This window comes from Dethiosulfovibrio peptidovorans DSM 11002 (assembly GCF_000172975.1).
Lineage (GTDB): Bacteria > Synergistota > Synergistia > Synergistales > Dethiosulfovibrionaceae > Dethiosulfovibrio > Dethiosulfovibrio peptidovorans.
The window spans coordinates 688,584-715,539 of the sequence record NZ_ABTR02000001.1; the positions used below are offsets into that span (position 1 = coordinate 688,584).

The 26,956-nt window shown below is 57.7% G+C and carries 24 protein-coding genes; 4 read left to right on the forward strand and 20 right to left on the reverse strand.

Annotated elements, in window-relative coordinates:
- Window positions 1–12: 12 nt before the first annotated feature.
- Together bioB and DPEP_RS03435 are read right to left on the reverse strand one after the other, a co-directional pair.
- Window positions 13–930: a biotin synthase BioB gene (gene bioB / locus DPEP_RS03430; RefSeq protein ID WP_050771286.1), complete on the reverse strand. Its 918-nt coding sequence runs from the start codon at window positions 928–930 to the stop codon at window positions 13–15.
- Window positions 931–1,047: 117 nt separating this feature from the next.
- Entirely contained in the window at window positions 1,048–1,581 is a 534-nt protein-coding gene (locus tag DPEP_RS03435) for a hypothetical protein (RefSeq protein WP_005659612.1), read from the reverse strand.
- A 187-nt stretch (window positions 1,582–1,768) separates the two neighbouring features.
- Here DPEP_RS03435 and DPEP_RS03440 point away from each other — a divergent pair, with 187 nt between their 5' ends.
- A complete protein-coding gene (locus tag DPEP_RS03440) occupies window positions 1,769–2,188 on the forward strand; it encodes a thioesterase family protein (RefSeq protein ID WP_005659614.1) in 420 nt (139 codons plus the stop codon).
- Here the strand turns inward: DPEP_RS03440 and DPEP_RS03445 are convergent.
- From DPEP_RS03445 to DPEP_RS03470, 7 genes are all read right to left on the reverse strand, one after another.
- Window positions 2,185–3,684 carry a diguanylate cyclase gene (locus tag DPEP_RS03445; protein WP_005659616.1) on the reverse strand — a complete coding sequence of 500 codons (1,500 nt, stop codon included), beginning with the start codon at window positions 3,682–3,684 and terminating at the stop codon, window positions 2,185–2,187. The genes DPEP_RS03440 and DPEP_RS03445 overlap by 4 nt on opposite strands.
- Window positions 3,685–3,794: 110 nt before the next feature.
- Window positions 3,795–5,084, reverse strand: coding sequence for a methyl-accepting chemotaxis protein (locus tag DPEP_RS03450; RefSeq protein ID WP_156775064.1), 1,290 nt, complete (start codon window positions 5,082–5,084; stop codon window positions 3,795–3,797).
- Between the two features lie 84 nt (window positions 5,085–5,168).
- Window positions 5,169–5,327: a hypothetical protein gene (locus DPEP_RS13205; protein WP_005659620.1), complete on the reverse strand. Its 159-nt coding sequence runs from the start codon at window positions 5,325–5,327 to the stop codon at window positions 5,169–5,171.
- Between the two features lie 126 nt (window positions 5,328–5,453).
- Entirely contained in the window at window positions 5,454–6,326 is an 873-nt protein-coding gene (gene speE, locus DPEP_RS03455) for a polyamine aminopropyltransferase (protein WP_005659622.1), read from the reverse strand.
- A gap of 136 nt (window positions 6,327–6,462) precedes the next feature.
- Complete coding sequence (locus DPEP_RS12660) at window positions 6,463–7,086, reverse strand: transglycosylase SLT domain-containing protein (protein WP_005659624.1); 624 nt, start codon at window positions 7,084–7,086, stop codon at window positions 6,463–6,465.
- Window positions 7,076–9,031, reverse strand: a complete 1,956-nt coding sequence (locus tag DPEP_RS03465) for an Hsp70 family protein (RefSeq protein ID WP_005659626.1) — start codon at window positions 9,029–9,031, stop codon at window positions 7,076–7,078. Before DPEP_RS03465 ends, DPEP_RS12660 begins: the two co-directional genes overlap by 11 nt.
- Complete coding sequence (locus DPEP_RS03470; RefSeq protein ID WP_005659628.1) at window positions 9,028–9,816, reverse strand: hypothetical protein; 789 nt, start codon at window positions 9,814–9,816, stop codon at window positions 9,028–9,030. Before DPEP_RS03470 ends, DPEP_RS03465 begins: the two co-directional genes overlap by 4 nt.
- 71 nt (window positions 9,817–9,887) lie before the next feature.
- Between DPEP_RS03470 and DPEP_RS03475 the strand changes: the two genes are divergently transcribed.
- Complete coding sequence (locus DPEP_RS03475) at window positions 9,888–10,493, forward strand: hypothetical protein (RefSeq protein WP_198003024.1); 606 nt, start codon at window positions 9,888–9,890, stop codon at window positions 10,491–10,493.
- On the opposite strand, the gene DPEP_RS03480 is transcribed toward DPEP_RS03475, so the two are convergent.
- Window positions 10,490–10,909: a hypothetical protein gene (locus DPEP_RS03480; RefSeq protein ID WP_005659632.1), complete on the reverse strand. Its 420-nt coding sequence runs from the start codon at window positions 10,907–10,909 to the stop codon at window positions 10,490–10,492. The two genes, DPEP_RS03475 and DPEP_RS03480, sit on opposite strands and share 4 nt — an antisense overlap.
- Entirely contained in the window at window positions 10,906–12,021 is a 1,116-nt protein-coding gene (locus DPEP_RS03485) for a hypothetical protein (RefSeq protein ID WP_005659634.1), read from the reverse strand. The genes DPEP_RS03480 and DPEP_RS03485 overlap by 4 nt, the downstream gene beginning before the upstream one ends.
- A 220-nt stretch (window positions 12,022–12,241) precedes the next feature.
- Between DPEP_RS03485 and DPEP_RS03490 the strand changes: the two genes are divergently transcribed.
- Window positions 12,242–12,763: a hypothetical protein gene (locus DPEP_RS03490; RefSeq protein ID WP_005659635.1), complete on the forward strand. Its 522-nt coding sequence runs from the start codon at window positions 12,242–12,244 to the stop codon at window positions 12,761–12,763.
- A gap of 44 nt (window positions 12,764–12,807) precedes the next feature.
- Here the strand turns inward: DPEP_RS03490 and DPEP_RS03495 are convergent, their stop codons facing one another.
- From DPEP_RS03495 to DPEP_RS03515, 5 genes are all read right to left on the reverse strand, one after another.
- Window positions 12,808–13,587, reverse strand: a complete 780-nt coding sequence (locus tag DPEP_RS03495) for a hypothetical protein (RefSeq protein ID WP_005659636.1) — start codon at window positions 13,585–13,587, stop codon at window positions 12,808–12,810.
- A 328-nt stretch (window positions 13,588–13,915) separates the two neighbouring features.
- Window positions 13,916–14,842 (reverse strand): D-alanine--D-alanine ligase family protein, encoded by a 927-nt coding sequence (locus tag DPEP_RS03500; protein ID WP_005659637.1) that lies wholly within the window; start codon window positions 14,840–14,842, stop codon window positions 13,916–13,918.
- Between the two features lie 8 nt (window positions 14,843–14,850).
- Window positions 14,851–16,095, reverse strand: a complete 1,245-nt coding sequence (locus DPEP_RS03505; protein WP_005659639.1) for a glutamate-5-semialdehyde dehydrogenase — start codon at window positions 16,093–16,095, stop codon at window positions 14,851–14,853.
- 26 nt (window positions 16,096–16,121) lie between these two features.
- Window positions 16,122–17,243 (reverse strand): glutamate 5-kinase, encoded by a 1,122-nt coding sequence (gene proB, locus DPEP_RS03510; protein WP_005659641.1) that lies wholly within the window; start codon window positions 17,241–17,243, stop codon window positions 16,122–16,124.
- A 120-nt stretch (window positions 17,244–17,363) separates the two neighbouring features.
- Window positions 17,364–20,636, reverse strand: coding sequence for an AsmA-like C-terminal region-containing protein (locus DPEP_RS03515; protein WP_005659643.1), 3,273 nt, complete (start codon window positions 20,634–20,636; stop codon window positions 17,364–17,366).
- A 119-nt stretch (window positions 20,637–20,755) separates the two neighbouring features.
- Here DPEP_RS03515 and DPEP_RS03520 point away from each other — a divergent pair, with 119 nt between their 5' ends.
- Entirely contained in the window at window positions 20,756–21,028 is a 273-nt protein-coding gene (locus DPEP_RS03520; protein WP_005659645.1) for a hypothetical protein, read from the forward strand.
- On the opposite strand, the gene dapF is transcribed toward DPEP_RS03520, so the two are convergent.
- From dapF to DPEP_RS03540, 4 genes are all read right to left on the reverse strand, one after another.
- Window positions 21,025–21,846, reverse strand: coding sequence for a diaminopimelate epimerase (gene dapF / locus DPEP_RS03525; RefSeq protein ID WP_420805891.1), 822 nt, complete (start codon window positions 21,844–21,846; stop codon window positions 21,025–21,027). The two genes, DPEP_RS03520 and dapF, sit on opposite strands and share 4 nt — an antisense overlap.
- 58 nt (window positions 21,847–21,904) lie before the next feature.
- Window positions 21,905–23,587, reverse strand: a complete 1,683-nt coding sequence (locus DPEP_RS03530) for a Na+/H+ antiporter NhaC family protein (protein WP_005659648.1) — start codon at window positions 23,585–23,587, stop codon at window positions 21,905–21,907.
- A gap of 28 nt (window positions 23,588–23,615) precedes the next feature.
- Window positions 23,616–24,896, reverse strand: a complete 1,281-nt coding sequence (gene lysA / locus DPEP_RS03535; protein ID WP_005659650.1) for a diaminopimelate decarboxylase — start codon at window positions 24,894–24,896, stop codon at window positions 23,616–23,618.
- A 460-nt stretch (window positions 24,897–25,356) separates the two neighbouring features.
- Complete coding sequence (locus DPEP_RS03540) at window positions 25,357–26,916, reverse strand: M20/M25/M40 family metallo-hydrolase (protein ID WP_005659652.1); 1,560 nt, start codon at window positions 26,914–26,916, stop codon at window positions 25,357–25,359.
- Between the last annotated feature and the right edge of the window lie 40 nt (window positions 26,917–26,956).

The following is a 26,956-nucleotide window of genomic DNA, read 5'->3' on the forward strand; positions in this document are numbered from 1 at the left end:
ATAGGCTCTAGGCTACCTCTGGCTGGGTTTCATCCCGAGAGATTCGATCAACTCCACGTCGTCCTTCGCGGAGCTGCCCGTCGTGGTGAGATAATCGCCGGTCAGAAGGCCCCCTATGCCTCCTATGAGCCCCATGGACACAGCATCTCCCAGGATAGAGCGGCCTCCGGCGTAACGGACCGTCGCACCGGGAACGGCTATCTGCATCACAGCTCCCCACCGCAGCACCGTCTCTGGGTCGAGAGGAGCTGCTCCTGCCAATGGAGTTCCCTCTATGGGCATGAGGATATTCAGCGGAATCGAGTCCACCTCGATATTAGATAGAAGAGCGGTCATCTCCGCCCTGTCTCTATCGGCCTCCCCCATACCGAAAAGGCCGCCGGAACACAGATCCAGCCCGGCCGCCCTGGCGGCACCGAGAGTATGCAGTTTCTCCTCTATGCCGTGAGTGGTGCATATCGAGGGGAAAAACCCTGGCCCGGTCTCCAAATTGCAGTGATAGCGGGACACCCCGGCCGACGCCAGTTTTTTCAACTGCCCCTCCTCCAATAATCCGTGGGAACCGCAGAGACTCAGCCCTACCTCGTTCGAGACGGCCTCGTAAATTCCACAGAGGCGGTCCAGTTCCCGATCGTTAAGGGTCCTGCCGCTGGTGACCAACGACAACCTATGGATCCCCGAATCGCGGCACCTCCTGGCTACGGACATAACCTCATCCAGAGAAAGGAAAGAGGATCGGCATCCCGTGTTCCACCTTACCGACTGGGCGCAGAAGGCACAGTCCTCGCTACACCCTCCGGTTCTGGCGTTGACTATGGAACAGAGCTCTATCCCGTCCCCGCTCATCCTGCGTATCGAATCCGCCCTTTCCAACAGGTCCTTCAGCTTTCCTCTCGATAGATCCAACAGAGACTCGACGTCCCAAGTCATACCTGTCAACCACGCCTTCTAATTAAGATGACAAACAGAGTAACATCTCGAGAGGAGAAAATCAACGAAGACAAAAAGAGTTAGGACCGGGCTCTGCCCGGTCCTAACTCTTTTCCGTTATGGATGATCCCTATTAAGTTTATTCACCGGCCAATCGAAAAGATCCGGTATGTTCGCCATCTCGTGGATTTCCTCTCGGTTCGAAAGTCCCGAGGAAGCCAGGGATATCTTGGCGGGAGCAGCCTGCCCTATACCCATGGCTATGGCACCACAGAGCATCATGGTGCTAACTCCTCTGGTTATCCTCTGTCTCAGGGCCTTGGACAGTCCGTCCAGATCCAACAAAGGAAGGGGACCTTTCTGTTCCCTGCCGTATCTGGCCCTCAAAGCCTGAAGCTGGGCCAGAAGCCTCTCGTCCTTCAGATCCGACGCCCCCTTAAGGAGCCTGTCGATCCTCTTCAAGTCCGCCTTGTCGAGCCGGGTTATTTTTCTGTCGAGACTTCGAAGCTCCTTCTCGGCGGCCTTTCGCTCCAAACCGTCCAATCGATCCATCTTGGACGCCAGATGCTCCATTCTCTCCATATACCTTACCCTGAGGCTCTCGTGTTCCACGAAAAGGTCGAGATCCTCACTCAAAGTATTGATGGTCATCTCGATACCTCCGTATTCCACAACTATATTTTCTATTGTAGTTATAAATATACACCTGGAGCCTCTAGAGTACATCGGCCCTTTTACCTAACCTAAAACCGTTGATACGGACAGATGAAGGTGCTAAAATGGAAATGCATTAGGACCAAGTCTTAAAAACAGACCCTCACAAAGGAGAGTGAAGGCCATGCTCGACGTAAGAGAGCTTTTTCAAGAGGGAGAGACCATGGAGGTCAACAGGACCGTCCAGGTAGACGACACAGTCGGGAATTTCTCGGTTCATCTGAACCAACTGCTGTCCACCACCGCCTGCATAGAGCGGATGGTACGTATGTCCACCGAGATGGTGGAGGGCAGATTGCCGGAGGGGTTCATCACAGTCGGCCTCAGCTACAGCGTTAGGCACGACGAGACAGCCATGCTGGGCACGGGACTAAGCTATTTGCTGAAGCTGGATGAGATAAAGGGGAACAGACTGGTATTCTCCATGAAGGTAACAGACTCGATCGGCGAGGTATTCCACGCCACCTGCGAGAGGGCGATCGTGAACCGTTACAAGCTGATCGACTCGGCCACGGAGAGAGCGAAAAGGGCCAGAGAGTCCTAAGGAACAGGGTCGTCCTTTTCGACCACGGGGGGAGTCTCTATCGCAACCATGTTGCGGCCGTCTTCCTTGGCCTTGTAAAGGGCGTCGTCGGCGGTCCTCAGCAGATCGTTGAGGCTGAGGTCACCCTCGGCGGGGAAGGCGACCCCTCCGAAACTGACCGTCAGAGGTCGGCCCAGACCGAAATCGTTTTCCGATACGATTCGACGAATCCTATCGGCGACGGGGAAAAGATCCCGCTCAACCATATCGTCGAAAACTATTATGAACTCCTCCCCACCCCACCGTCCCACGAGATCCACCGCTCTCACGGCATCGACGAAGATCTCGGCCAACCTGACCAGCACCCTGTCGCCGATCTGATGGCCGTAGTCGTCGTTGACCCTCTTGAAGTGATCTACATCTCCTATGGCGACGCAAAAAGGGGTTCCCCGTCTGGCCTTGTGAACCGCCCTGTTCAGGAACGCCTCTATGCCGAAGCGATTGGCTATTCCGGTCAGGTGATCCATCTTGGAAAGCAGTTCCAGTCGTCTGTTCCCCTCTTCCAAGGCTGCCTTGGCCTTTGCCAGTTCTCGATTGAGAGCTCTCAACTGATCGTTTTTACGGACGAACCAATAGGCTACTCCGGAAGCCGAAGCTATCAGGACTATAAGCAGGACCACTATGGAGCAAAAGAGACCTCGGTCTATTCCCTTTGAAGCCAGAGGGTTCCAGCGGTCAAAGATCCTGGAGCTTTCCTTCAGGTTCAAAGAAAGGACAGCCTTCTGCATTATCCCAAGCAGAATAGGGTCGTCTTTCCTTATGCCCATCCGAAGCCTGTGCTCGAAATCGTCGTGCCCCCATAGTTTAAGCCCGGTCAAACCATCTTCATCTATCAGCAGAGACGCCACTATGAGAGGAGCCGAGGTGGAAAAGACCTCCCCGCTGGCCACCATACGGAGCCCTTCTCGGTTGTTAGCCACCGGCACGATGGAGAGATCGGGATATCTCTCTCGTAGGATATCCTCTACGTTGTACCCCTTCACAACCGCAACGGTCTTTCCGGCCAAATCCATGAAACCTGCCAAATCCGACACGTCATCCCTGGTGACTATCACGGCTGGGTTTATGACGTACGGAGAGGTAAAACCCAGGAACTCCTCTCGATCCTTAGTCCTGTTAAGCAAAGGGACCACGTCGGAGCTGCCGGCCTTGACGAACTCCAGGGTCTCCTCCCAAGACCTAGTGGGAACCAGCTCCATGACGACCCCCAACTTTCCGGAGAGGAGCTTGAGGTAATCCGCCCCGACGCCCCGATATTTGCCGGATTCGTCTATCCATTCATAGGGAGCCCAGGAGGGGTCCACGGAAAAACGGATGGGGCCTCGATCTTTGAGATATTCTCTTTCTTCTTCCGAAAGGAACACGGAGGACTCCAATTGCGACAAGCCGTTGGAGGTCTCGGAATAGACGACGGAGCAGTTGAAAAAGACGCACAACACGACCGCCGAGAAGATCAAGCGAATCCCCCTACCCAAGTTGGCCACCCCTTCCTTTTTCTTAACAATATCACGAAAACTTTCTAAAAAAGCCGAGGGAGAGCTAAGCACCCCTCGTCCTAAGACATCTCTTAGAGTCGGGCCAAACCTCTATCCTCTTTCTTCAGCTTGAACCGTTTAACCAGCGACATCATGGAAGAGGCTCCTTCGGCCATGGCCTGAGCCTCCAGAGAAACTCCCTCGGAGGCCTTGGCGGTCTCCTCCGAAGCCCCTCTTATGGCCTCCATCATGCGAACGGTATCGAAGTTGGCGTTGGTGACCTGATCTATCGAGGAGGTCATCTCCAGAGACCGGTTCAACTCCTCCTGGGCTCCCTTGGCGGATTCGACCGCCTCTGAGAGAATAGAGCCGGTCCTCTCGGTGGCCTCTATTGACTCTACCGAGTGTTCCTCAAGCTCAACTATTATCTTGGCAACCTTGTCGGCCGACAGGGCCGATTCCTCCGCAAGCTTACGGACCTCCTCGGCTACCACGGCAAACCCCCGACCGGCCTCTCCGGCCCGGGCTGCCTCTATGGCGGCGTTAAGGGCCAACAGGTTAGTCTGATCCGCTATCCTAGTGATATCCCCTACGAAGCCGCTGATGGAATCCACCGATCCTGCCAGGTCCCTTATGCGTCCTATGCTTTCCCTGGACACCCCGCCAGCTTCCTCCATCTTGGAGATGGCTTGCTCGACCTTGCCCACCGCTTTCTGGGTAACCTCGGAGCTTCTCTGGGATGCCTCTGCTCCCTCCGTGGCAGACGAGGCCGACATCTGGGCGCTCTCCGCCACCTCCTGCACGGAAGCCCCGCTTTCCTGCAAAGCCGCCGAGTTGCTCTCAGCCAGAGAGGCTACCTTCTCGACGGACGAACGGATCTCCTCCATAGAGGCGTTGGCCTCCTCGGAGAGGGCCGCCAGACTGGTGGATCTGTCGGAGACCGACTGGGCCTCCTCGACCACCGAGCCGACTATGTCACGAAGGCCCTCGACCATCTCTGAGAGTGAGTCGGCCATACGGCCCACCTCGTCGCCGGAGGAGGTCTGGAACTCGTCCCTGGTTATAGTGAGGTCGCCGTCCTTTGCTCTGCTCGCCAAGAGAGAGGCCGCCTTTATGGGACGTACCATTCTGCTCACGAAGAACAGGACTACTCCGGCCAGCACCGCAAGGGCCGCTACTCCGACCATGATTCCCATGGTCATTATAGAGTCCGCCTCCTGATAGATCATGTCGTAGGGCAAGGCGATCTGCACCGACCAGGGAGCTCCGTACCTGTCCACCTCCACTGGCTGGAAGGTGTCCATGGATATGTCCACCCCGACCACTCCTATGACCTTTCCACCCAGCTTCACCGGCACGCAGAGGGATGTCATCATGATCATCTTGCCCCCTACCTCCCATTCTGCCGGATCGAAGATTAGAGGCTCCCCGGTCTTCTTGGGCACCAGGTAGTAGTCGGACGTCTCCTATCCCACGCAGGGATCGTGCAGTATATCTCCGCCGGAATGCACCAGATAGGGAATATAGCGCCCGGTATCGTCGTGTCCCACGGCCGACGAAAAGGCCAGAAACGAGATCGTCAGGATCACCGTCAGAAGCTTGGTCTTCAGACTCCAGTTTTTCATGTTCGATCGCTCTCCTCATGTTCAGAGATATTATCCCTGTATGCTTATCTAAAAATACCCCCTTGTATTTTACATCAAGGGGGGCAGAGCGATCAAAGATCTTATGCGACTAAAAGTGCCGTGTCTTTAGTAATGGCTTTCAACGCCTTCTCCATTTTCCAACATATCGACCAGAAAGGGGGGAAGGGCGAAGGACGCCCTGTGGACGTCGGAGGTGTAGTACTTGAGTCCTTTAGGGGCCTCTCTCAGCGGCTTCGAAGGATCGTGCCTCTTGGAGCCTATGGCATATACCCACATTCCAGAGGGATAGGTGGGCATGAAGCCCAGATAGGGATGTACCGAAGGGAAGACCTCCTTCATGGCACGATAGGCCGGAACCATTATGGCGGCGTCGGTGAAGGGCGACTCTATGTGGGTCACCATGAAGCCGTCGTCGGACAGGGCGTCCCACACGTCCCTGTAGAAGGGCGACTGGAAGAGTCCTGCCGCCATGTCCACCGGATCGGTAGCGTCGACTATTATCACGTCGAACTCCCCTCGGTGGTCCTTCATGTAGACCATGGCGTCCATAGGCCTTATCTCCGCCTTTGGATCGTCCATGGCACAGCTCAAAGTCGGGAAGAATTCCCTGGAGGTTTTTATTACCTCCTCGTCTATATCCACCAGAACGGCCTTTTCAACCGACTCGTGTTTTACCGCCTCTCTGAGCGAGCCACCGTCTCCCCCTCCGACGATGAGGACCTTTTTAGGGTTAGGATGGGAACAGAGGGGCACGTGGGCCATCATCTCGTGATAGCAGAACTCGTCCTTCTCCGTCACCTGAATTGCCCCATCCAGGACCAGCATACGGCCGTACTCGGCGGTCTCCAGTGCCAGCAGAGACTGATAGGGAGTCTCCTTCCGAACCAGCTCTCCCGTCACCCTCAGGGACAGGCGCAGATGTTTTGTGGACTCCTCGGTAAACCACACTTCGTTGTGTCTCTTCTCTCGGGAAATCATGGCGAATAACCCCTTTCGATGCTTTTATGCCGAAAAAAGAACCCCCGGCACAGACATTGTACAGTCTGGCACCGGGGGTGTACATCTTGACCTCGTAGCTATCTTCACCAAAGTGCCACCGCATCCCCTGTCAACATCAAAGTTTTTTGCGCAACATATCCACCTGGTCGGAATAATATCGGTGTATCTTGGTGCGGTAGGAGGCGATGCTTCTACCCCTGTAGATATCCAGGGCCTTGTCCACGTTTCCTCCCCTTTTGAGGGCATCCCTCAACATATAGCAGCCGACGTATATGTTCGGCCTGGAATGGAGCAGCTTCGAGGCGGATTTTATCGTGGGGAATACCCTGGGAATCCACTTTCTGTTGGCCTTCCAGTTTATCTGCATCAGGCCATAGGCCTTGCCGCTCTTGGCCCTCACCTTTACGGTGGATTCCTTCACTATGATAGAGGACACTAGGAAGGGATCCACCCCGTATTTTCTCGATATGGCCTCCACCAAAGACGCGTAGGTCCTGGCTGCCTTGGTACTGATGCCGGGGTTCTTCGCCTTGAAATAGGAGGTCATAACCGACACCCTGGCCTTGGCGTAACGTCTGGACCGGTGTTTTTCCATGTAGTTCCAGGCCGGACTGCCCCGGAAGACCCAACTGTAGGACTCAGCGGCGGGAGACAACACCAGGGTCGATAAGATCACAGTCAAGATCACCCACAGGACAGTCCGAGACGCTCTTTCCGGTGAAACCGCTCTAGTCTTCACGGGAGACTCCTCCTTCCAGTTGATTCAGCATGGACAAAGCCGCTATCTCCTTTCGGACCATCTCCTCCACCGAGGCCATTAGCTCCGGCTCCAGAGCGGTCCATTCTCTTCTCACACCGTCTTGAAGGCCGTCGGAGATGGCCTTTTTAGACTTAGCGACGGCCTTCTCCACCGCACTTTCCGAAACGACAGCTCGTGCCATCATCTTCGGTATGGATATGTCCCTAAACCCTTTCCTCATCCTCTCTCGACCCAACGCGTAACCACCGAGACCTATGACTCCGCCCAGAAACAGTCCGGGCAAACCCGAGGCTATGAGGGCCATTCCCCCTCCACCACAGATAGAGGCGACCACGGCTCCTGCCAGGACAGCTGCGACCCTGTCCATTCCGGAGGACAGCCCCGCCACGGGGGATATGCCGCTCATGTCCAGGGCGGACAGAACATCCGGCCTCTCCTCTCCGAGACCGAGTTCCAGATGTCTAGGCATGGAGCGTACTCCGTTTTTCCTGAACCAGAGGGCCAGTTTTTCAAGTACCATGACGGGGATCTTCTCCGAGGCCGATCTGAGATGTTCCGTCACCTTACGGTCGACCGAGCCCCTTCTGTCCTCCATGGCGGAAGTCACCATCTTCTCGAAGGCGGAGATCTTCCCTCCGGTTCTTCGGAATTCCTCGAGGGCTGGAATTACCGCCTCTCCGATCAAAAGGGACGCCACGTCGTCGGACGCACGGTCCACCGTTTCCTCCAGCACAGGATCGATCACGTCGATCCGGACCTCCTCCACGAAACGATGCAGGTCTCTCCGGAGCGACGACAGGGTCTGGCCATTTTTGTTCTTCAGCGCCGGGAACAGAGCCAGACCTCGGGAGACTACCCCGTAGGGCTGGTCGCTCCTTATCAGCCTGGCCTCGGGCATGATCCTCTGTACGAGGTCCGACACGAAGGGCCAGAGACTGCTCCCCCCCGCCAATATGACTGAATCCGCTCCGTCACAGCTCAGGACAAGGTTTTCCAGTCGATCCACAAGGTTTTCCGGACCATCCGAACCGGGACAGTCTCCCCCTATTGAACGGATCATGTCCTCGGTGGGACGATAGTCGGAGATCCTCTCCATGAACTCGTCCCATCCCAGCCGTCGAATGCCGCCGTAGGCTCCGGCGGTCCCGCTCCACAGCACCGACCTGTCCCGGGCCATGGTCGTGGAGAAGCTTTCCTTTAGGATCCTGCTCCAATACCAGTGGACGAAATATGACGTTCCCTCGTCCATACTCTCCTCCAGACCGGGGTTTCTCTCGCAAAGGATCCGAAAGAACAGGTCGTCGAAAAGCCTTCCTCCCAGGGACCAGTCTCCCCAGGACGACCGAACCGATAGCCCCTCCAGGGAGGCCAGATCGCAGGTGCCTCCTCCGAAGTCCAGTACCAGCACCCGTTCCATGGCCTCCGACGGCGCCATGTCCCTCTGGGAGATGTGGTAGAGCAGGGCCCCGAGAGGCTCCTCCAGGGTCTTCACTCTACCGTAACCGGCCTCGAAGGCGGCGGAGGTCAGTGCGTCGAGGTAGGATCCGACGGCCTGACAGGGAACCCCGAAATAGACCTCTCTGGAGAGGGGATCGAAGGGGATGTGCCTGGCCTCGGCCTCCTCTCTAACGGAGGACAGAAAGGCCACGGCGGCCCTGTAGCTCTCACGGTCCCTGTCTATCTCGGGCTTGAAGCGGGTTATCAGTTTAAGAGACCGTCTCTCCTCCTCGGTAGACTCTCCCCAGGTGTTGAGGGCCATGGACCCCACAAGAGGGGATCTTCCATCTCTGTAGAGCACCACCGTGTCCATCCCGGTACGGTCCGCGATGAAATCCACCGGGGAGGGCAGAAGCTCGTCCGAAGGGCACTTGCAGAAATAGGAGTTGGATGTGCCGAAGTCGACCGCCAGAACCGGCCTGGTCATCTCGAGGACCTCCGTCGCACCAGGCCCTTGACGACCAGAGACCCGTCTCTGAAGACCGGAGCTCTCTCAACCGTCACAGGAGTACCCTCTTCGTAGTGTCCGAAGCTCTCGTAGGTCTCGGATAACTCGGAGCTCCAGACCATGGTCGAAGGTGCGGGAGAGTGGACTCCGGGGCGGTAAGTCGACGGACCTCCGTACCCCCGGTTCTCCCCCTCTATCAGGAGGGCCTCCACCGCCGTCTCCAGCTGATCCCTGGGGACAGCCCTCAGATCGGCCAGAGCCCTTCCTATCCAGAGATCGTCCGAAACCCTCCTTGGATCCTCCGTCCCGTCCTCCACTGCCCTTTCGATCCTCTCCCTTGCGACAGACAGCATTATCTCGAGCCGCCTCTCCATCTCCTTCAGGTCGACCGATTCGGTCTTTCTACGGAAGAAGGACAGCCCTGTGGCCCCGAGGGCCGTACCCAGAAACAGGGGGAACTCCCCGGTCATACCCAGCGAGATCAGGGCAGGGGAGACGACAAGCCATCCCAACATGGCTCCTATGAAGACCGGTGCGGCGCTCCAGACCCGGTCGAATCCGTATAGGTAGGGGGTGTCTCCCGGGTCCATCTCCAGAGGAGCCAGCCTTATAGCCCCCTCTCTATCCGGGTTTTCCAAAGCCATATCGTCTATCATCCTGGAGAGGGCGACCCTCCAGGCTCTTTTCATCGGGTCGTCGCCGGGAAGGGATCGTTTAGCCTCCTCCAATCCCTCCAGGACGGCCGATCTACAGAGATCTTCCATGTTAACGCCTCCGAACTCGTCTTCTGATTTCAGCCATTGCGACAGGCTCTATAATACATCCTGCGGCACTTGTGGGGATAGGAACTCTGGATTATGCTGGGATATCCGAAGCGACCAATCTCGGTCGGGAAAGGGGACGTTCGATGAACAGAAGAGGTTTTTCCGGCATTGTGGCCCTGATATTGCTGCTTATATCCCTGATCCTTGGGACCTTGGCCGGTCTCATGGGAAGAAGGGGCGACGATAAAACCGATATGCCGATCTCCACTCCGGGCTACGTATCCGGCGACACCACCGAGGAGATGATCGCCTCGCCGGTGGCCCCTACCGATCCGGGGCCACACAGGAAGCCCCAGAAGCCGAAGGTGGAATCCTACAGCATAGGCGGGATGGGGTCCACCGAAAGGGTTCCGGTGGACCTTCCCGATCAGGATCCATCCGACGACCTGGCTACCGGAGAGGAACGAGAGAAACCGTCGATAAAGCTGCCCAAGGAGCTTGAGGAGCTGGGAGACAAGATGAAAGGCCATCTTGACGCCTTCGACGAAGCCACCAGACAGACCCTCAAGTCGGTCCTGGACTCCATAGAGCTGGACGAGCTGAGCCCCGACGAGGCTACCATACGCCCGAAAGGCGACGGACTGGAGCTGCGGTTCTCCCTACCCACAGGAGACTAACGCTCCGAGAGGATCACGATACGGTCCAGAGGGATCCATGCCCCCACGACGTAACTGCCGTTCCTCTCTCCGCCTAGAACCATAACGTCCTCGAAGAGCCCTCCGTCGGTCTCCGATTTGTCGGAGGGCTCCGTTCCTGTCAACTCGTGGGACAGAAGATAGCAGTTGAGAAAGAGAGACACCCTGGCGGCTCTGCGACACCGCAGCATCTCCGAGGGAGTTCCCCTCTCGGGCAGGGGGGCCTCCCCCGCCACGTAGGCCAGTTCACTCTCCCAGTCGACCTCCCCGTAGCGAAAAGGCTGGATCCCTTGGACCATACCGTTAGCCATCCAGATCTCCGGAATCGACGTAGAGGCGAGACAGACAGAGCCGACCACCAGGACAAAAAAGACGGCAAAAAACGGAACCGGTCTCATCTCGATCGCCTCGCTCCCACAGTAGCGGCGGTCAGATCGACCACCTCGAGCCCGCTACCGTCCAGTATCACAGCCACGTCCTCCGCCGTTCCGTCCACCGTGACGTCAAGCTCCAGCCTGCCGGAACGGAAGGACCGACGATAGACTCCGACCACCCCGGGAGACTCCCTCAGGGCCGCCTCCAGTTCCCTGACGGACCCGAAGTCCATTCCATCCACAGAGACCCTGATCAAGCGACCGGGAACGCCGTTTCCCCCGCCGGTCAAGGCATAGGCCACCTCGTTCACCAGAGAGAAGGAGGCCTTTTCCGCCGCTTCCTTGAGCCCCTTGACGGCCCCGTCCCTCTCGCTGAAGCCCTTGGACCTTACCTCCGGAACCTCCACGGCCAAACTCTGACCGGTCTGGGCGATCACGGCCTTAAGCCTGAGAAGAGTCCTGACTCCGTATATGGTCTGCCCGGACATCTTCTGGGCCGTAAAGGAGGATGACTGTCCCTTGCCGAAGATAAGGACGTCGGCGTCGAAATAACGAGCCAGCGCGGCCAGCTCCGCCTCGTCCCCGGCTATCTTGGCCGCCTCCACCCTCTTGGAGGCTATGGCGTCCAGCTGTCCCTTGTCCTGCATGAGATACCCCGCCCTCTGGAAGGCCGACTCGACCTCGCCCTCGGCGGCGGAAAGAAACGGGCGATCATCTCCTATCATCTCGTCCACCAGGACCACCACCCTGGGGTTGCCGAGGGCATCTATCACGGCCGGACCGAGAACCCCGTCCAGGGCCGTCTCCTCCACCTCACAGCGACCCTTAATGTGCAGTATTCCGTCTTCGGTACGCCACTCCTTCGATATCTCCAGATTCTTGACCAACCCTCTGGAACCGGAGAAAACCCTGTCCCTGACCACCTGGAAGTCCTTCATCTCCGTGATGCCCTCCACCCTGGCACCTATGGCCCTCTCCAGGGCGTTTCTGTATAGCTGCCTCTTGGCCTCCTCTCTGGCAGCTGAGACGTTACCGTCCACCACTGCCGCCTCCCCCTCTGCCTCGATCGTCCGAGCCTCGGTGGTGCAGACGGAGAGGAACACGATCGATATAAGAACTAGAACAAGTTTTTTCATTACCTTCCCTCCTTTCCCTACTCTACTATTTCATGGTATGGTTTTTGTGACCTGAAAGTCAACGGGGTCACATCGTGAAGAGGAACCTGCTATAATGTTTTTCAGGGAAGACTTTGAGGCCGGATTTATGCTATTATTTTCGACGTAAGTCGATAGCGATGGACAGACAGGAGAAAAATCTCCGGCGTTTGTCCGCCGGACAGCAAAAGGAGATGGGATAATGTACGAAGACGACAACATCAAGGCAAACAAGGCAGAGGAACAGGACGAGATGGACGTTCAGGCGGACGAGTTCGTCACAGAGGAAGAGGAGCAGGATTTCGACAGCTGCTGCTGCGACTCCGACTACGACTCCTGCGAGGGAAAGAGCGAGAGCAAGGTTAAGAAATACGGCCTTCTCATTTTCGTAGTAGTGGTCTTCCTGGGACTTTTCTCCGGGATAATGCTCAGGCTCGATCGTCTCGAGGAACAGACTGCGGTCGCCAGACAGGACGCCATAGCCTCTCAGGCTGCCGTGATGGAGTCCGCCAAGGCAATGGAAGCTCAGTTCGCCGAGGTCAAGGCCACCTTCGACAACATCGAGAGCCGCCTCGACGTTATCGCCAAGGCCAATACAGGTGCCGTAGAGGCCGTCGAGGATATGAAGACCCTCTACAAGTCCACCGACCAGCTCCTTCGGGAGACCCTGGTAGCCAGAGATCAGCTCATCAGAGAGATCATCAGCAACCTAAGGCTTCCCTAAAAAAGAAAAAAACGGAGACCGATCGATCGGTCTCCGTTTTTTTTTCAGCTTACCTGGCTGTCCTCGTCTCCCAGAAGAGAGGAATCTCCGAGAAAAGAGGATACCATCATGGATCGCCTTATCCCCTTGCCGTAACGGAGAAATAGGTCCGGTCCGGCCCTGTCCAGTTCGTAACCAACCGCTCCCATGGCGAGAACCCTGCGGTGATGCTCCACCTCTTCTGCCGGGATCCTCAGGTGGAGGGGTCTGGCTATCACCATCGGGTCGTCCAGATCCTGCCAGGTGACGAACCTGGTGTGCCCTCCGTACAGTTTCTTACAGGAAACGACGTAGTATCCCTCTGCCAGGACGTTCTTCAGGCTAGCCCAGTTTCTGGGTGAGACGGTGGATATGACGTAACGCCTGGTGGAGGGGATGAAAGACCCCGATGCAGATATGAGCATCCGGTGAAGCCCGTTTCCACGAAAATCACTGTCCACCACCACTATATCCCTCATGGCGAACTGCTCCAGGCTCCAGCTGTCCAGATACGTCCCCTCCACTACCTTGAACATATCCTCCAATACCCAGGAAAAGACGCACAATGCCACCAAAAGGCCACCGGCCTTGACCCCGAGGGCGAACCCCTCTCCGGAGAGGTTTCTCTCTATGGAGTTCTCCGAGGCATATATATCTTCGTCGCCGACCTCCTCATATACCTTGGAATTCAAGGCCATTATCTCGTCGTAGTCCTCCATGCCTAAGCGGCATAATCTGGCCGGGATCGGCACGGAACTACCGTGACGATGAAGATAAAGAAGCTTTCTGTCTCTGTCGGACAGCATGAGACATCCCTCCTCTGAGATGTTATCCCCGCAGGATGCGGAGCTGAATTTTCAATCTTCGATACAATAAAAGAGCCTAAACCCCTCGACTCCGAGGGAAAAACAGTCGATTTCGGGCGAACTCGATTTACTTTCGACGGTAGAAAAATACGAGGTAGAAACAACTAACTGACAAAAGCCCGAGGAAAAGGGAGGGTGGGGCAACAATCGAGCGTAAAAAAGCTAAACTCCGATACAAGTATATCATATCGATATCCATATACAACAAAGCGACAGGGGAGCACTTGCATTTCGCAAGGCTCCCCTGTCGCTCACAAGCTATTCCGATTCAACTGGAAAAAGACGCCATGGACTCCTCCACTATGTGGTCCAGCAGGTCGGGAAAGGAGAATCCCCCCGCCATGGCCGCCTTTGGAACCAGGCTGTTGGAGGTCATGCCGGGAACGGTGTTTATCTCCAAAACGAAGGGACGATTTTTGCCGTCCAGCCTTATGTCCACCCTGGAGTAGATGGAACACCCCGATACCCTGTGGGCTATCTCGGCGGAACGGGAGACCACCTCCACCACCGACGGCTCTAGATCCGCCGGAGAGACGTAACGGCTGCCCCCGCCGTACTTGGCCCTGTAATCGTAGAACTCACCGTCGGGAAGGATCTCCACTATAGGGAAGGCCCTGGGGATCCCCCTGTCCTCCACCACAGTCACCGTCAGCTCCCTGCCAGCCACGTAGGCCTCCACCAAAGCCCTGTTCTCTAGCTCCCACGCGGAGCTAAGGGCCTTCCTCAATTCGTCCTCTTCGGAGACTATGTAGGTCGCCACTGTGCTTCCGCCGCAACATGGCTTTACCACCAAAGTCCCCCATTTGGAGAGAGCCTTCATAGGAGAGGACCCCTCACCGGGATGGACCGCCACTCCCCAAGGAACGTCTAGCCCCGCCGCCGCGAAGGCCCCTTTGGAGAGGGTCTTGTCCATCGCAACGGCACAGCCTGATGGCCCAGAACCGGTGTAGGGAACCCCCGCCATATCCAGCACCGCCTGGAGCCTGCCGTCCTCGCCCCATCCTCCGTGAAGGGCCACGAAACACAGTTCGGGACGATCGCCGGCCAGAAAGGAGAACAGGGCCTCAGGAGACGACAGATCCATCAGTTCGACCGAATGGCCCTTGGCCTTCAGCCCCTCGGCTACCTCCTTGCCGCTGTCCAGAGAGACGTTCCTCTCCGGAGAGTCTCCTCCGCACAGGACCGATATCCTCATAGAGCCTCCTACGACCTTATCTGGCCCGATCCGGAGACTCGGAACTTGACCGTGGTAAGCTGTTCCACCCCCATAGGACCCCTGGCGTGAAGTTTCTGGGTGCTTATGCCCATCTCGGCACCTAAACCGAAGACCGCTCCGTCGGTGAACCTGGTAGAGGCGTTGACATAGACCGCCGCGGCGTCCACTCCGTCCAGGAACCGTCTGGAATTGCCGTAATCTCTGGTCACTATGGCCTCGCTGTGCCCCGAGCCGTGAAGGTGGATGTGATCCATAGCCTGGTCCAGGGAGTCGACCATCTTGATCGAAAGGATCAGAGCCAGATATTCGGTGTCCCAGTCGTCATCTACGGCGGAGTTCATCGGCACTACCTTCCTGACCCTATCGTCGCCCCGAAGCTCCACTCCCGCCTCCTCCATCGCCTTTACCAGGGGAGGCAGGAACCGGGACGCCACGTCGGAATGGACCAGAAGGGTCTCTATGCTGTTGCAGACCGAGGGCCTCTGAGCCTTGGCGTTTACGGCTATCCTGACGGCCATATCCACGTCGGCCGAGCTATCCACGTAGAGATGACAGAGTCCCATGCCTGTCATTATCACCGGAACCTTGGCGTGCTGTTTTACCGCGGCCTTCAGGCCCTTTCCTCCCCTCGGTATGAGGACGTCCAAAGAATCCAAGGCCATGAGGGCCTGGGTCGCCTCCCTACCGGGATCGTCCAACAGCTGGACCGCTCCGGCGGGGAAACCGACATTCCCGAGGGCCTTTCCGATCGCGTCGGCTATGGCCCTGTTGGAGTGGTATGCTTCCTTGCCGCCTCTCAATATCACGGCGTTTCCCGACTTTAGGCAGAGTCCCGCCGCATCGGCGGTAACGTTGGGGCGGGACTCGTATATCATCCCTATGACCCCGAGGGGAACCCTGACCCGGGATATCTCCAGGCCATCCTCGTTTATATAGCTGCCAAGACCGGCCCCTATCGGATCCGGCAACACCGCTATCTGCTCGAGCCCCACCGCCATGGACTCTATCCTCCTGTCGTCCAGAGTCAGCCGCTCCAGAAGAGGCTCGGACAGACCGGCCTTCCGGCCCTCCTCCAAATCCAAGCCGTTGGCCTCCACGATGGGATCCCGGCGGGAACGGATGGACGAGGCCATCTCCCTCAGGGCTCGATCCTTCTCCTTCCTCCCAGCCAGGGCAAGGCTTCTAGCCGCCTCCCGAGCGGAGAGTCCCATCGATTTCAATTTATTTTCCACTTTTCATACCTCCAAAAATAAGACGTTCACAAAACGGCGAGATTGTCCCTGTGGACCACCTCGTCGAAGTCCTTGTCTCCCAGAAGATCGGCGATCTCCTCGCTCTGATGCCCCAATATGGCCAGTATCTCCGAGCTATCGTAGTTGGAGAGCCCTCGGGCCACCTCGTCTCCCTTGATTTCCTGGATGGAGACGATATGCCCCCTGGAGAACTCGCCTCTGACCGCTATTACCCCCGAGGGCAGAAGACTTCCGCCACCCTCTGTGAGGGCTTCTACGGCACCGTCGTCTATGACGAGAACCCCCTGAGGTCTCGCCCCAGAGGCGATCCACTGCTTCCTGGCGTGTCTGCCGGTCTGATAGGGCACGAACAGAGTGCCGAGTTCCTCCCCCTCCAGGATCCTCCGGGTAATCCTGTCCTCTCCCCCGCTGGCTATCACCATCGGTATCCCCGCCGGAAGGGCTATATCCGCCGCGGCCAGCTTGGTGTACATCCCTCCGCTGGCGAAGCTTGACCCCCTGCCGGTGGAGTTGGCCCTGATCTCATCGGAGATATCGGACACCACCGACAGTCTGGTGGCGTCCGGATGTTCCTTCGGATTACGATCGTACAGGCCGTCTATATCGGACAGTATTACCAGCAGATCGGCCTGAACCGCCACCGCGACCAGTGCGGACAGGGTATCGTTATCGCCGAACTTGATCTCGTCGACGGCCACGGTATCGTTTTCGTTTATTATCGGCACGACTCCCAGCTCCAGAAGCCCGCACAGAGTGTTCCTGACGTTAAGATATCTATGTCTATCGTCGAAGGCGTCCCTGGTCAGAAGGACCTGTCCGACGTTCTGACCGTACTCTCCGAAGAACTTCTCGTACATCTGCATCAAAGATGCCTGACCTACCGCCGCCAGGGCCTGTTTCATGGGAAGAGTCGACGGTCGCTCCCTGAGGCCCATCCGCCCCACCCCGGCTCCTACGGCACCGGAGCTTATCAGAAGCACGTCCTTGCCCTGATTGTGCAGGTCCGAAAGGGCTCTTGCCAGACGCTCCATCCGGAGAAGGTTGAGTTTTCCCGTCGGATGGGTGATCGTGCTTGTTCCCACCTTTACCACTATCCTGCGGCAATCCCTAAGATCCGATCTGTCCATGGTTTTCACCCCAATGGTTTTAAATATGTCGCGATGATGAAATTATACACCTCTACGGAAAAGGGGAGAGAGGCGCAATCCCCCTCTCCCCCTCTAAAGATAGAAGACACCGGAAAGACGTCAGTCCTTGCCGCCTCCCAGTATACCCTGAAGGAGCTTCCCCGCCTCTTCCTCGACGGCCTCCTTCAGCTGGTCCTCCAGCTTCTTGGGCTGAGAAGGCTCTTTAACGTCCTCGGAGACACCGGAGACGACGTCTTTAGGAACCGAGGGGAGTACCTTCTCCGCAGGAGCGGCCTCGGTCTTCTCCGGAGCTATCTTGGAGGGACCTACCTTGAGATCCTTTATGGACGAAGAGTCCATGGTGCCGGCGACTCGGAAGGAGACATCCCTGAAATCATCCTTGGCGATGCCCTGCTGGGCTCCACCTAAGACCCCTCCTACCACAGCGGCCAGGGTTCCGACTCCGCCACCGGCCAGACCACCGATACCGGCTCCAACAGCAGCGTTGAGGAGCTTGACGTTGACCTCTCCGGAGCAGGACAGATTCAGCTTCTTATCCGGACCGACCGTCCCGACAACAGCCATGGTCCTGTATATCCGGTCGCCCTCTCTGGCGGTGACCAGGGTTCCCTTGTCCAGGTGTAGCACCGTGTCCACCACTCTAAAATCGCCGTGCCCCTTGGCGTAGGAGATGCCGTCGGAACCGTGAAGCGACGCCGCTATATCGGCTATGGGGAAGCCAATCAGCTTACCTCCTCCGAGGTCAAGGGTCCCCTTTCCCTTCATGGCGAAGGGACTCAGAACGCCTGACGCGGAAAAATTAGCCTTGGCCGTTCCCGTCACCGTTCCCTTGGTACCGGCGAAATCCTTTATGAGAGGAGCCACGTCGGTTCCGGACAGGGAGACCTTCTTGGAGAACTTCATGGTAGCTAGATCGATCCATCCCGAGCTGCTCACCTTTCCTCCGTACAGTTCGGCGGTGGCTTCTGATACATCCAGCTTGGTCCCAGCCAACTTGAGAGGACAGTTCAGGTTCTTGATCGCCATGTTCATGACCGTGAGGGAAGGAGACTTGACGTATCCCGATCCGCTACCCTTATCTCCCTCGAAGGTTCCCTTGAAGACCACGGAAAGCTTGCCCCCTATTCCGTAGGCATCGGCATCCACTATATCCTTGGTAGCCTTGGAGAGATCCAGGTCCGGCCCGGAAAGCTCGAAACTACCCTTGGGCACCGATCCAGAGGCGTCCATATTTCCCTTGAGGGACAGAGGACTTCCTCCCACCGAGGCGACCGCCTCCTTGAGATCCACCACTCCGTCTTTATAGACCAGAGAGGCCGATACCCCGTCGACTCCGACTCCCCAGGCCACGACCTTGGGGCTGGACAGAGCCATGGATACCTCCGGAGAGCCGGCGGGGCCTTTTGCCCTTACGGTACCGGAAACGGCTGCCTTGAGAGGCAGGTCGACGGCCTTCTCCAACATTATCTTCGAACCCTCCAGAGCCAGGTCCAAAACGGGACCATCCACCAGAGATATCGAGCCCGACGCCTCCACGGAGCCGCCGGAGACCATCGCCGAGCCCCTGGAGACCTTGAGAGCCGACGAATCGCCGGTAAGACCTAGGTCTACCTTCTCCACCGGCACACCCGCCAGGGAAAGTTTTCCCGAAGACAGTGCCAAGTCCACCCCGAGGCCGTCCAGAGGGCCGTCGAGGTTCAACGAACCGTCGATCAACCCGGATAGAAGGCCGCTGGGCAGGTCGAATCCGGCAGCCACCTTGGCGAGGTCCAGACCGCCCAGTTTCCCCTTCATGGAAAGCTTAGGCGACTTGCCTCCGGTCGAGACCAGACCGGAAGCTGTGATAGGAGCTCCGAACCACTCTGCCTTGGCGGATGGGATCTCCAGGTCGGAGCCCTTCAGTGCAAAGTTGACCGACGGCTTGCCTATGGTCTGGCCGAAGCCTGAAAGAGAGGGCGAGCTCACCTTACCCTTGATAGAGGGGCCGGCCAAAGGCCCCTTGACCGTCACGTCCAGGTCAAGATCCCCTTTCACAGGTATATCCGCACCGGAGAGGGCCGCCACCAGTTTGGTGGACACCTTTCTGGCCTTCAGAAGCAGGTCGGCCTGGGGGGAGTCGCCCATGAAGGAAACTGTGCCCTCGAGATAGGCCGGCTGCCCCTGGAGAACCGTCTTTGACGACAGCTTGGCCACCCCTTTGGGATCCATGACCACCGAGATCCAACTCTGGGAAAGGGTCTGCCCCCAGAGGGAAAGGCTCTCGGCCCGAGCCTTAACGGTGCCCTTCAACCCGTCCACCGGGCCGCTGAGATCCACCGCTACTGAATCGATCACCCCGGAGACCTCCTTGGGAATCTGGGAATAGGTGCCTCTGAGCTTGCCCAGATCGGCATCGGAGGCGTCCAACTTGACTGTCACCTTAGGCTTGCCAGGTCCGAAAAGAGCGGAAAGACCTCCCGAAAGTGGAACCCCCGCCACGGCAGCCTTCAGAGACGAGACCTCCATGGACATATCCTGATAGCTCCAGTTACCCTTTAAATCCGAGACCGGAACCGAGGCCAGCTTGCCGTCGAAGCCCATCGTTCCGGAGAGAACGGGAGCGGTCAAAGAGCCCCCGGCCTTTACGGTAAGGGAAGCCGATCCCGCCATACCTCCGTCTGCCAGAGGAGGCCACAACTTGGCCAGTTCCTCCAGCCTTAGCCCGTCGACGGTGCCGTCAGCGGCCAGGTCGGGCAGCAGATCGCCCTTAACCGACACTGTGCCGGAACCGACCGACAGCTTGGAGGATTCGATTGTAGCTATCGATCCTCCGTAAAGAGCGGCGATATCGCCCTTGACGGGAAGCCCCAGATAAGACAGATCGAGCTTCAACCCTAAGTTCAGAAGCTCTCCCTGGTTTAAGGCGGCGGATAGCAGAGATATCTCGAGGTCTCCTCCTGGCAAAGCCAAGGACGAATCCTTGAGCTCGACTGTCTCCACTGGTATGGAAGATGGCTCGCTCCCCTCCGACCTCGGAAGACCTTCGACCAAGGCCTGAATCTGGTCCGGATCGGTATCCAGTCCGACCAGAGAAAGACGCCTGACCAGGGCTCCCCTTCCAAGAATTCCCATCAGATTGGTCTTGATTTCTATAGAGGGGACCTTTAACGAATACTCTCCGTCCTTCACGATATCCAAGTTCCGGATATCGTATCCCTTGACCGGGTTGCCCGAGACCTCTCCCATGGAGACCTTAGCCTCCAGAGTCTGAGAGAGTATCTTGGTAGCCTGGCTCTTGACGACCCCCGTACCGAGGTCGGTCACGGCCAGCAAAAATCCGGCCGCGACTACGAGAATAGCTAACGAAAGTCCGACAGCGGTTTTTTTACTCATTTCACACCCTCCTTATGTCTATCGTGCTGCTCCGAGTATAGCACGACGACGTAACGAAAGCGTTGACCACCGGGGCTCTCTGTTATAGGATGAACTTAAATCGGGGGGGTGTTCCGGAGATGTCTCAGAACGAAAAAGACAAAAAAGAAGAGAACAAAAAGAAGGTCTTCGAAGAGGTGGCAGGAGCCACCAAGTACTGTCCAGTCACCTTCCAGGCGGACATAAGAGAGGCCGAAGAGAACGAGCTGGTAAGACAGGCGGAGGAAAAGCTGTTCCTCCACAACATAGAGGTGGCGGACAAACTTCACAATATCTCGCTGGATCTATCCCTGGACGATCTGATGGGCGACGATACCTCGGAGGAAGAAAAAGACGAAAAGGAGGAGGCCTAGGCCTCCTCCTCTATTGTCCCTTTGGCGACGACGACCGTCTCGCCTCCCAGCACTATATCGCAGAGATCCTCCCTGAAGTTGGCCGTCACTATGTTGACCCCTCCGGGGTTGTACACCGTTATGGGCGATTCCAGGTCAAGTCGTCGGACCGCCACCACCGCAGAGGCGCAGGAACCGGTACCGCAGGAATCGGTCAGGTCCTCCACCCCTCTCTCGTAGGTCCACACCTTAAGAGACCGCCGGTCCACGGGGCCGACGAAGTTCACGTTGGTCCCCTCGGGAAAAAGCCCCCGATCCTCCCGGAGAGTTCTGCCCCATCGGGTCAGGTCCTCTCGATCGACCTTGTCCGGGTCTTCCAGATAGATCACAAGGTGAGGCACTCCTACGATCAGGAAATCCGCCTCCACCTCTCCTCCAGCCATAGGCACCTTTCGACCGAACCATCCCTTTCCCAGATCGACCTCGCCCATATCCAGGTTGACGAAGCTGCCCTCGACTCTGGCCTTCATTATCCCCGCGATCGTCTCGAAAGACATCTCGAAAGGGGCTATCCCTCTCTCGAAGGCGTAGCGGGCTATACAGCGGGCGCCGTTGCCGCACATCTCGCCCTCCGAACCGTCCGAGTTGAACACCCTCATCCTAAAATCGCTGTTATCCGACGGCTCAACCACCAAGACCCCGTCGGCTCCTATGGATCTCCTTCTACGACAGACCCGTCTGGTCAGGTCCACCAGCTGTCCGTAGGCCATGCCGTCCCTGTCGATCACCACGAAATCGTTCCCGTTGCCGTTCATCTTCCAGAAATTCAACGGGATCACCTCCCTACCGTAAATAGAAAGGGGCAGGTCGCCCCGCCCCTATAATACATCCTAATCCTCAATCGGCAGAACCGGTCGACACCGATCGGGCGAAAGCCTGCTCCGGACGGTAATCCTCCACGGGACTGGATATCACGTGGAAGGACACCAGAGCCACCGTGACGGCCAGTAGGAGACACAGAGGGGCGCCCAGCCCCATGGCGACTCCCACATAACCGGCACCGGCCCCAACCGCCGCCAATATGGCGTAAGGCGCCTGGGTATTGACGTGATCCATGTGGTCCGCCCCGCTGAACATGGAGGACATTATCGTCGTATCCGATATGGGGCTGCAGTGGTCGCCCCACACGGCCCCGGCGAAGACCGCCCCTATGGTGGGGACCATGTGAGTCATGGGATCCACCCCTCCGTTGACCGAAACCGACGCCACCAGGGGCACCACGATAGGCATCAATATGCCCATGGTTCCGTAGGAGGTTCCGGTACAGAAGGAGATGACCGCACCGACGAAGAAGGTCAGTAGAGGTATCCAACCTGGGCTGAGGATATCTCCCGCCACGGATACTATGTATCCCGCCGTTCCCACCGACTTTATGGCCGAGCCTATTCCCCAGGCGAAGATCAGTATGAGTGACCCCACGAAGATGGACTGGGCTCCCTTCATGAAGCCCCTGAACATGCTGCTGAGAGGAGCCAACCCCTGGAGAGAGTAGAGAACTATGGTCATGAAGGTCCCTCCGAAGGCTCCGTAGACCAGAGCCTTGGAACTACTGCCCTCTCCGATGGCCTCGGCCAGCCCCACGTTGGGCCATCCTCCGGTGATCACCAGCATGGAGAAGATAGTCCCTATAAGGAAAAACAGGGGAAGCACGAAGTTTATCACCCTCCTGGGAGTCTCGTCCGCAGGGGACAGGTCGGGGTCGGCGTCGGCGGAATTCAGAGGCTGAGCGCCCTCCCTCAGAAGCTTTCCGGTCTTTCTTGCCCGCCTCTCCGCCGTCAGCATGGGTCCGAAATCCCTGCCGGAGAGCACCACGTAGGTCAGCAAGGCCAGTGCCACCACATTGTAGATCACGAAAGGGATGGATTTCAGATAGGTCACGTAGGCCGACGCCTCTATACCAAGCTCGTTGAACTGCATACCTATCTGACCCACCATGTAGGCCACCCAGGAGGAGATCCCGGCTATACAGGCAATGGGAGCCGCAGTGCTGTCCACTATGTAGGAGAGCTTCTCCTTGGACACTCTGTAGCGATCGGACACAGGGGCCATCGTCGTCCCCACCACGGCGGTGTTGACGTAGTCCTCGAAGAAGATGACGAACCCGGACAGTTCGGTGAAGAACATGGCACGTCTGCTGCTGGAGATCTTCTTGGAGAGCCAGCGCACCGCCGCGTCCACCCCTCCTCCGACCTGCATGACCCCGACCAGGCCTCCCATGGTGAGACAGGTAAGGACTATCCTGGCCCCCCAGGGATCGCCCAAACCGTTCCAGAGCGACTCGACCGCGTTGCCGAAGCCCACCACCGGATTCCATCCGGCCAACATGGTTCCGGCCACCCAGGAACCTACGAATAGGGCGGGAATTACCTCCTTTGTAACCACGCACAGCCCTATGGCTATAATGGGAGGGAGAAGGGACAGCACGCCGAAGTCGGGAACGACGCCGTCGGCGGCGAAAGCGCACCGGGCCCATGCAAAAGACAGGACCAGGGCGGAAGAAAAACGGTAGATCGATCTCATAACGAAAACCTCCTGAAAAAATAAGATATCAAAGCAAATCCTCCGGAACCGATTCGCCCTTTATCAGATCGTCAAAGGACTGACGCTCAACGATGCACCGCGCCTCGCCGTCTTTGACCAGGACCACCGCCGGGCGTCTGAGCCTGTTGTATCCGCTCGCCATGGAAAAGTTATAGGCTCCGGTGTCGAAGACCGCCACGACGTCGCCCCTTTCGGGAAGAGGCAGCTCGGCATCCTTTATCAGGATATCGCCGGACTCGCAGCACCTACCTGCCACCGTCACCACCGAATCGGCCGGATCGTCCAACCTGTTCGCCAGAACACATCGATACTCGGCCTGATACAGGGAGGGCCTGGGGTTGTCCGCCATTCCCCCGTCGACGCTGACGTAGGTCCTTATTCCCGGTATCTCCTTGACCGTTCCGACCCTGTACAGGGTGATCCCAGACGGACCGGCTATCCATCTGCCCGGCTCTATCACCAACCTGGGCCTTGCCATCCCCCTCTCGGAACATATCCTTTCGGCGGTCTCCACTATGCAGCCCAGAAAGAAGTCCAGATCCACCTCTCTCTGTCCTTTACCGTAGGGTATGCCTATGCCGCCTCCGATGTTGAGCTCTTTCGTCTCGAAGCCGTTCTCCTCTCTGAGGGTTTTCATAAGATCTCCCAGAACCTCCAGGGCCTCCAGATAGGCCCTGTTCTCCATCAGCTGGGAACCTACGTGGAAATGGAACCCCAGAAGCTTAACGTAGGGGGCCTTCGTAGCCGTATCGACGCAGTCCCTCAGTCCCTCCCCCAGAAGGGGCATCCCGAACTTGCAGTCCGTGTGGGCCGTCTGGATGTAGCGATGGGTATCGCCGCTGACCCCGGGAGCCAGTCGGAACAGCACGGAGACCTCCGTCTTCCTTTCCTCGGCCATACTGGCCAAAAGATCCAGCTCGTCCCGGTTGTCCACCACGAAACGTCCCACTCCGACGTCCATGGCCATGGTAAGGTCCTCGGCGGTCTTGTTGTTGCCGTGAAAATAGGCCCGCTCCATGGGGAAACCCACGCTAACCGCCGTATGGATCTCGCCGGAGGAGACCACGTCCAACCCCAGCCCCTCGGACTTCACCAGGGCGCACATGGCCCTGGGCAGAAAGGCCTTACCTGCGTAGAGGACCTCCACGTCTTCGTACCTCTCGGAAAAGGCCCTCTTGACCGCCCTCATCCTCCGCCTTAGCTCCGTCTCGGACATCACGTAAAGGGGCGTGCCGAACCTCTCGGCCAACTCGGTCACGTCGCACCCGTCGAAAACCATACCGCTCATAACCCCCACCACCTCGCATCATCTCTCTGATAAGATAAAATCCATCGAAACAAAAAAACGAAGACCCATCCCATTCAGGGACGAGCCTTCGTAAAAGACACGCGGTACCACCCTGCTTGGACGTCTACGTCCCAAGCATAGCACCACCGAAAGCATAACAAAAAGGCCCGCCCCTACTGTAGGGACGGGCCTTGAATACCCGCGGTACCACCCTGCTTGGACGTGTAAACGCCCCGCTCGGACCCTTTGACGGAGGTCAACCGGGAAACGTACTACGGCCTAAAGGCCTTTCCGTTCCGGCTCGCCGGGCCTTATCCCAAAAGACAGCGTCCAAAGCCCCTTCCAGCCGACGGAGGCTTCTCTCTGGTCGTACGCGTTCAGTCCTATGGACTTCCGGTTCATCGCCTTTAGCCATATTGAAAATAACTTGAGCCGTATTATACATCTACCAGACGACCTGTCAAGCCCTAGACCGAGCCAACTCCACGGCCAGCCGCTCCACCAGATCGGGCAGAACGGAGAAAGCAAAGCGGGGCTCCAGCCTCTCGGTGGCCTTGTGTACGTCCTTGCCGAAGGGCCCCAGGTTGCAGACCGGGGCCTGCACCGCCTTCATGGCCTCGAAGGGCACGTCGTAGAGGTCGCCCCAACCTGCCATGTTCTCCTTCAGTACGGACATATCTCCGTTCCCGACGACACGACCTAAATAGCTCAGATCGGAGATACCCTCGAAAATCGGCTCCTTTACGGGCTCGTAGCCCCTCTCCCTGGCGAGGTCGAACACCGCTTCCAGAGCCCGATCCAATCGCCCTTCGGCTTCGTCGTCGACCTCCATGGTTGGAGGGTACAGCGGAGGCAGAAAGCCCACGACCGCCATTGGCCCCTCCAGACCACTTTTGTCCAGAAGAGATAGTACCTCCGCCGCGGCGATGTCGACCGGGGAGCCCGAGACGTTCTCTCCGACGGGATCGGCCTCTCCTGCGACCCTTCTCAGCTCGGAAAGGGTCATCACCTGCGACTCCGGCAGAGATAGACTTACGCCCAGCTTTCTGGCGGACCATGAGGTCAGATCTATCGCCCTGGCCAGCCCCTCTCTGGCGGAGCTCAGGAGAACCTTCAAAAGCTCCTCGGGAGAACGGGAACAGTAGAGCAGGTTATAACGGGCCATCACCCTGTCGTAGAGGGTAACGGAATAGCCGTCCCTCAACGCCTCCAGTCCCAGACAGGCGGCGGGAGGAAAAATCAGATCGCCCAACCGATCAGCCGACTCGGGGCCTCCCTCCAGATGGGAGTTTATCTGACCGGCTATCTGAACGGCGCTTATTCCCTTGAAGAACTCTCCCACGTGGGATCCCACCCCCACGGAGAGGACGAAACCCATGGCCTTGCCTATGGACCCACGGTGAACCGGCCAGCTAGAGCCCTTGGCACCTACTGTGGGCTCTCCGTTGACCCAGGCCGACACGCTCAGGCCCCTTTCCTCCAGAAAACGGGCGACCTCGGGAACGGCCTTTCTCATGCCGAGAGACAGGTTCTCCTCGTCGGGGACCGCCAGAAACAGCACGTTACAGGGGGCGCCCTCACGATCCCACCTTTCCATCAGCGCCATATGGACGGCCAGGCCGCACTTCATATCGGCGGTTCCCCGCCCGAAAAGCCATCCCTCGTCCAGATCCTTCCGGACCGACTCGGGAAGCTCCCTCATGGCGATATCGGCTGTTAGCCTCTCGGGATCGAAGGCCGTGTCGGCAAGCTCACCGTACACGGAGGCACTGACCACGTCGAAATGCCCCGTCAGCCCCAACGTGACGGAAGATCCGCCGGACGCCTCAATAAAGGCCAACACGGCGGGGCGACCGTCGCAGTCTATCGTTTTAAGGTTCCCAGACCTCTCGCCGGAGAAACAGGACAACTTAGCTAAGATGGAATGGATTCTCCGCCCCATCTCCGACTCGCCGGACGTGCCAGACACGCTCTTAACCGAACATATATCCAACAGCAGCTCTCTTATTCGATTTTTCATCGCAATAGATCGTCCTCCTTCACGGATACATAAAATCTCC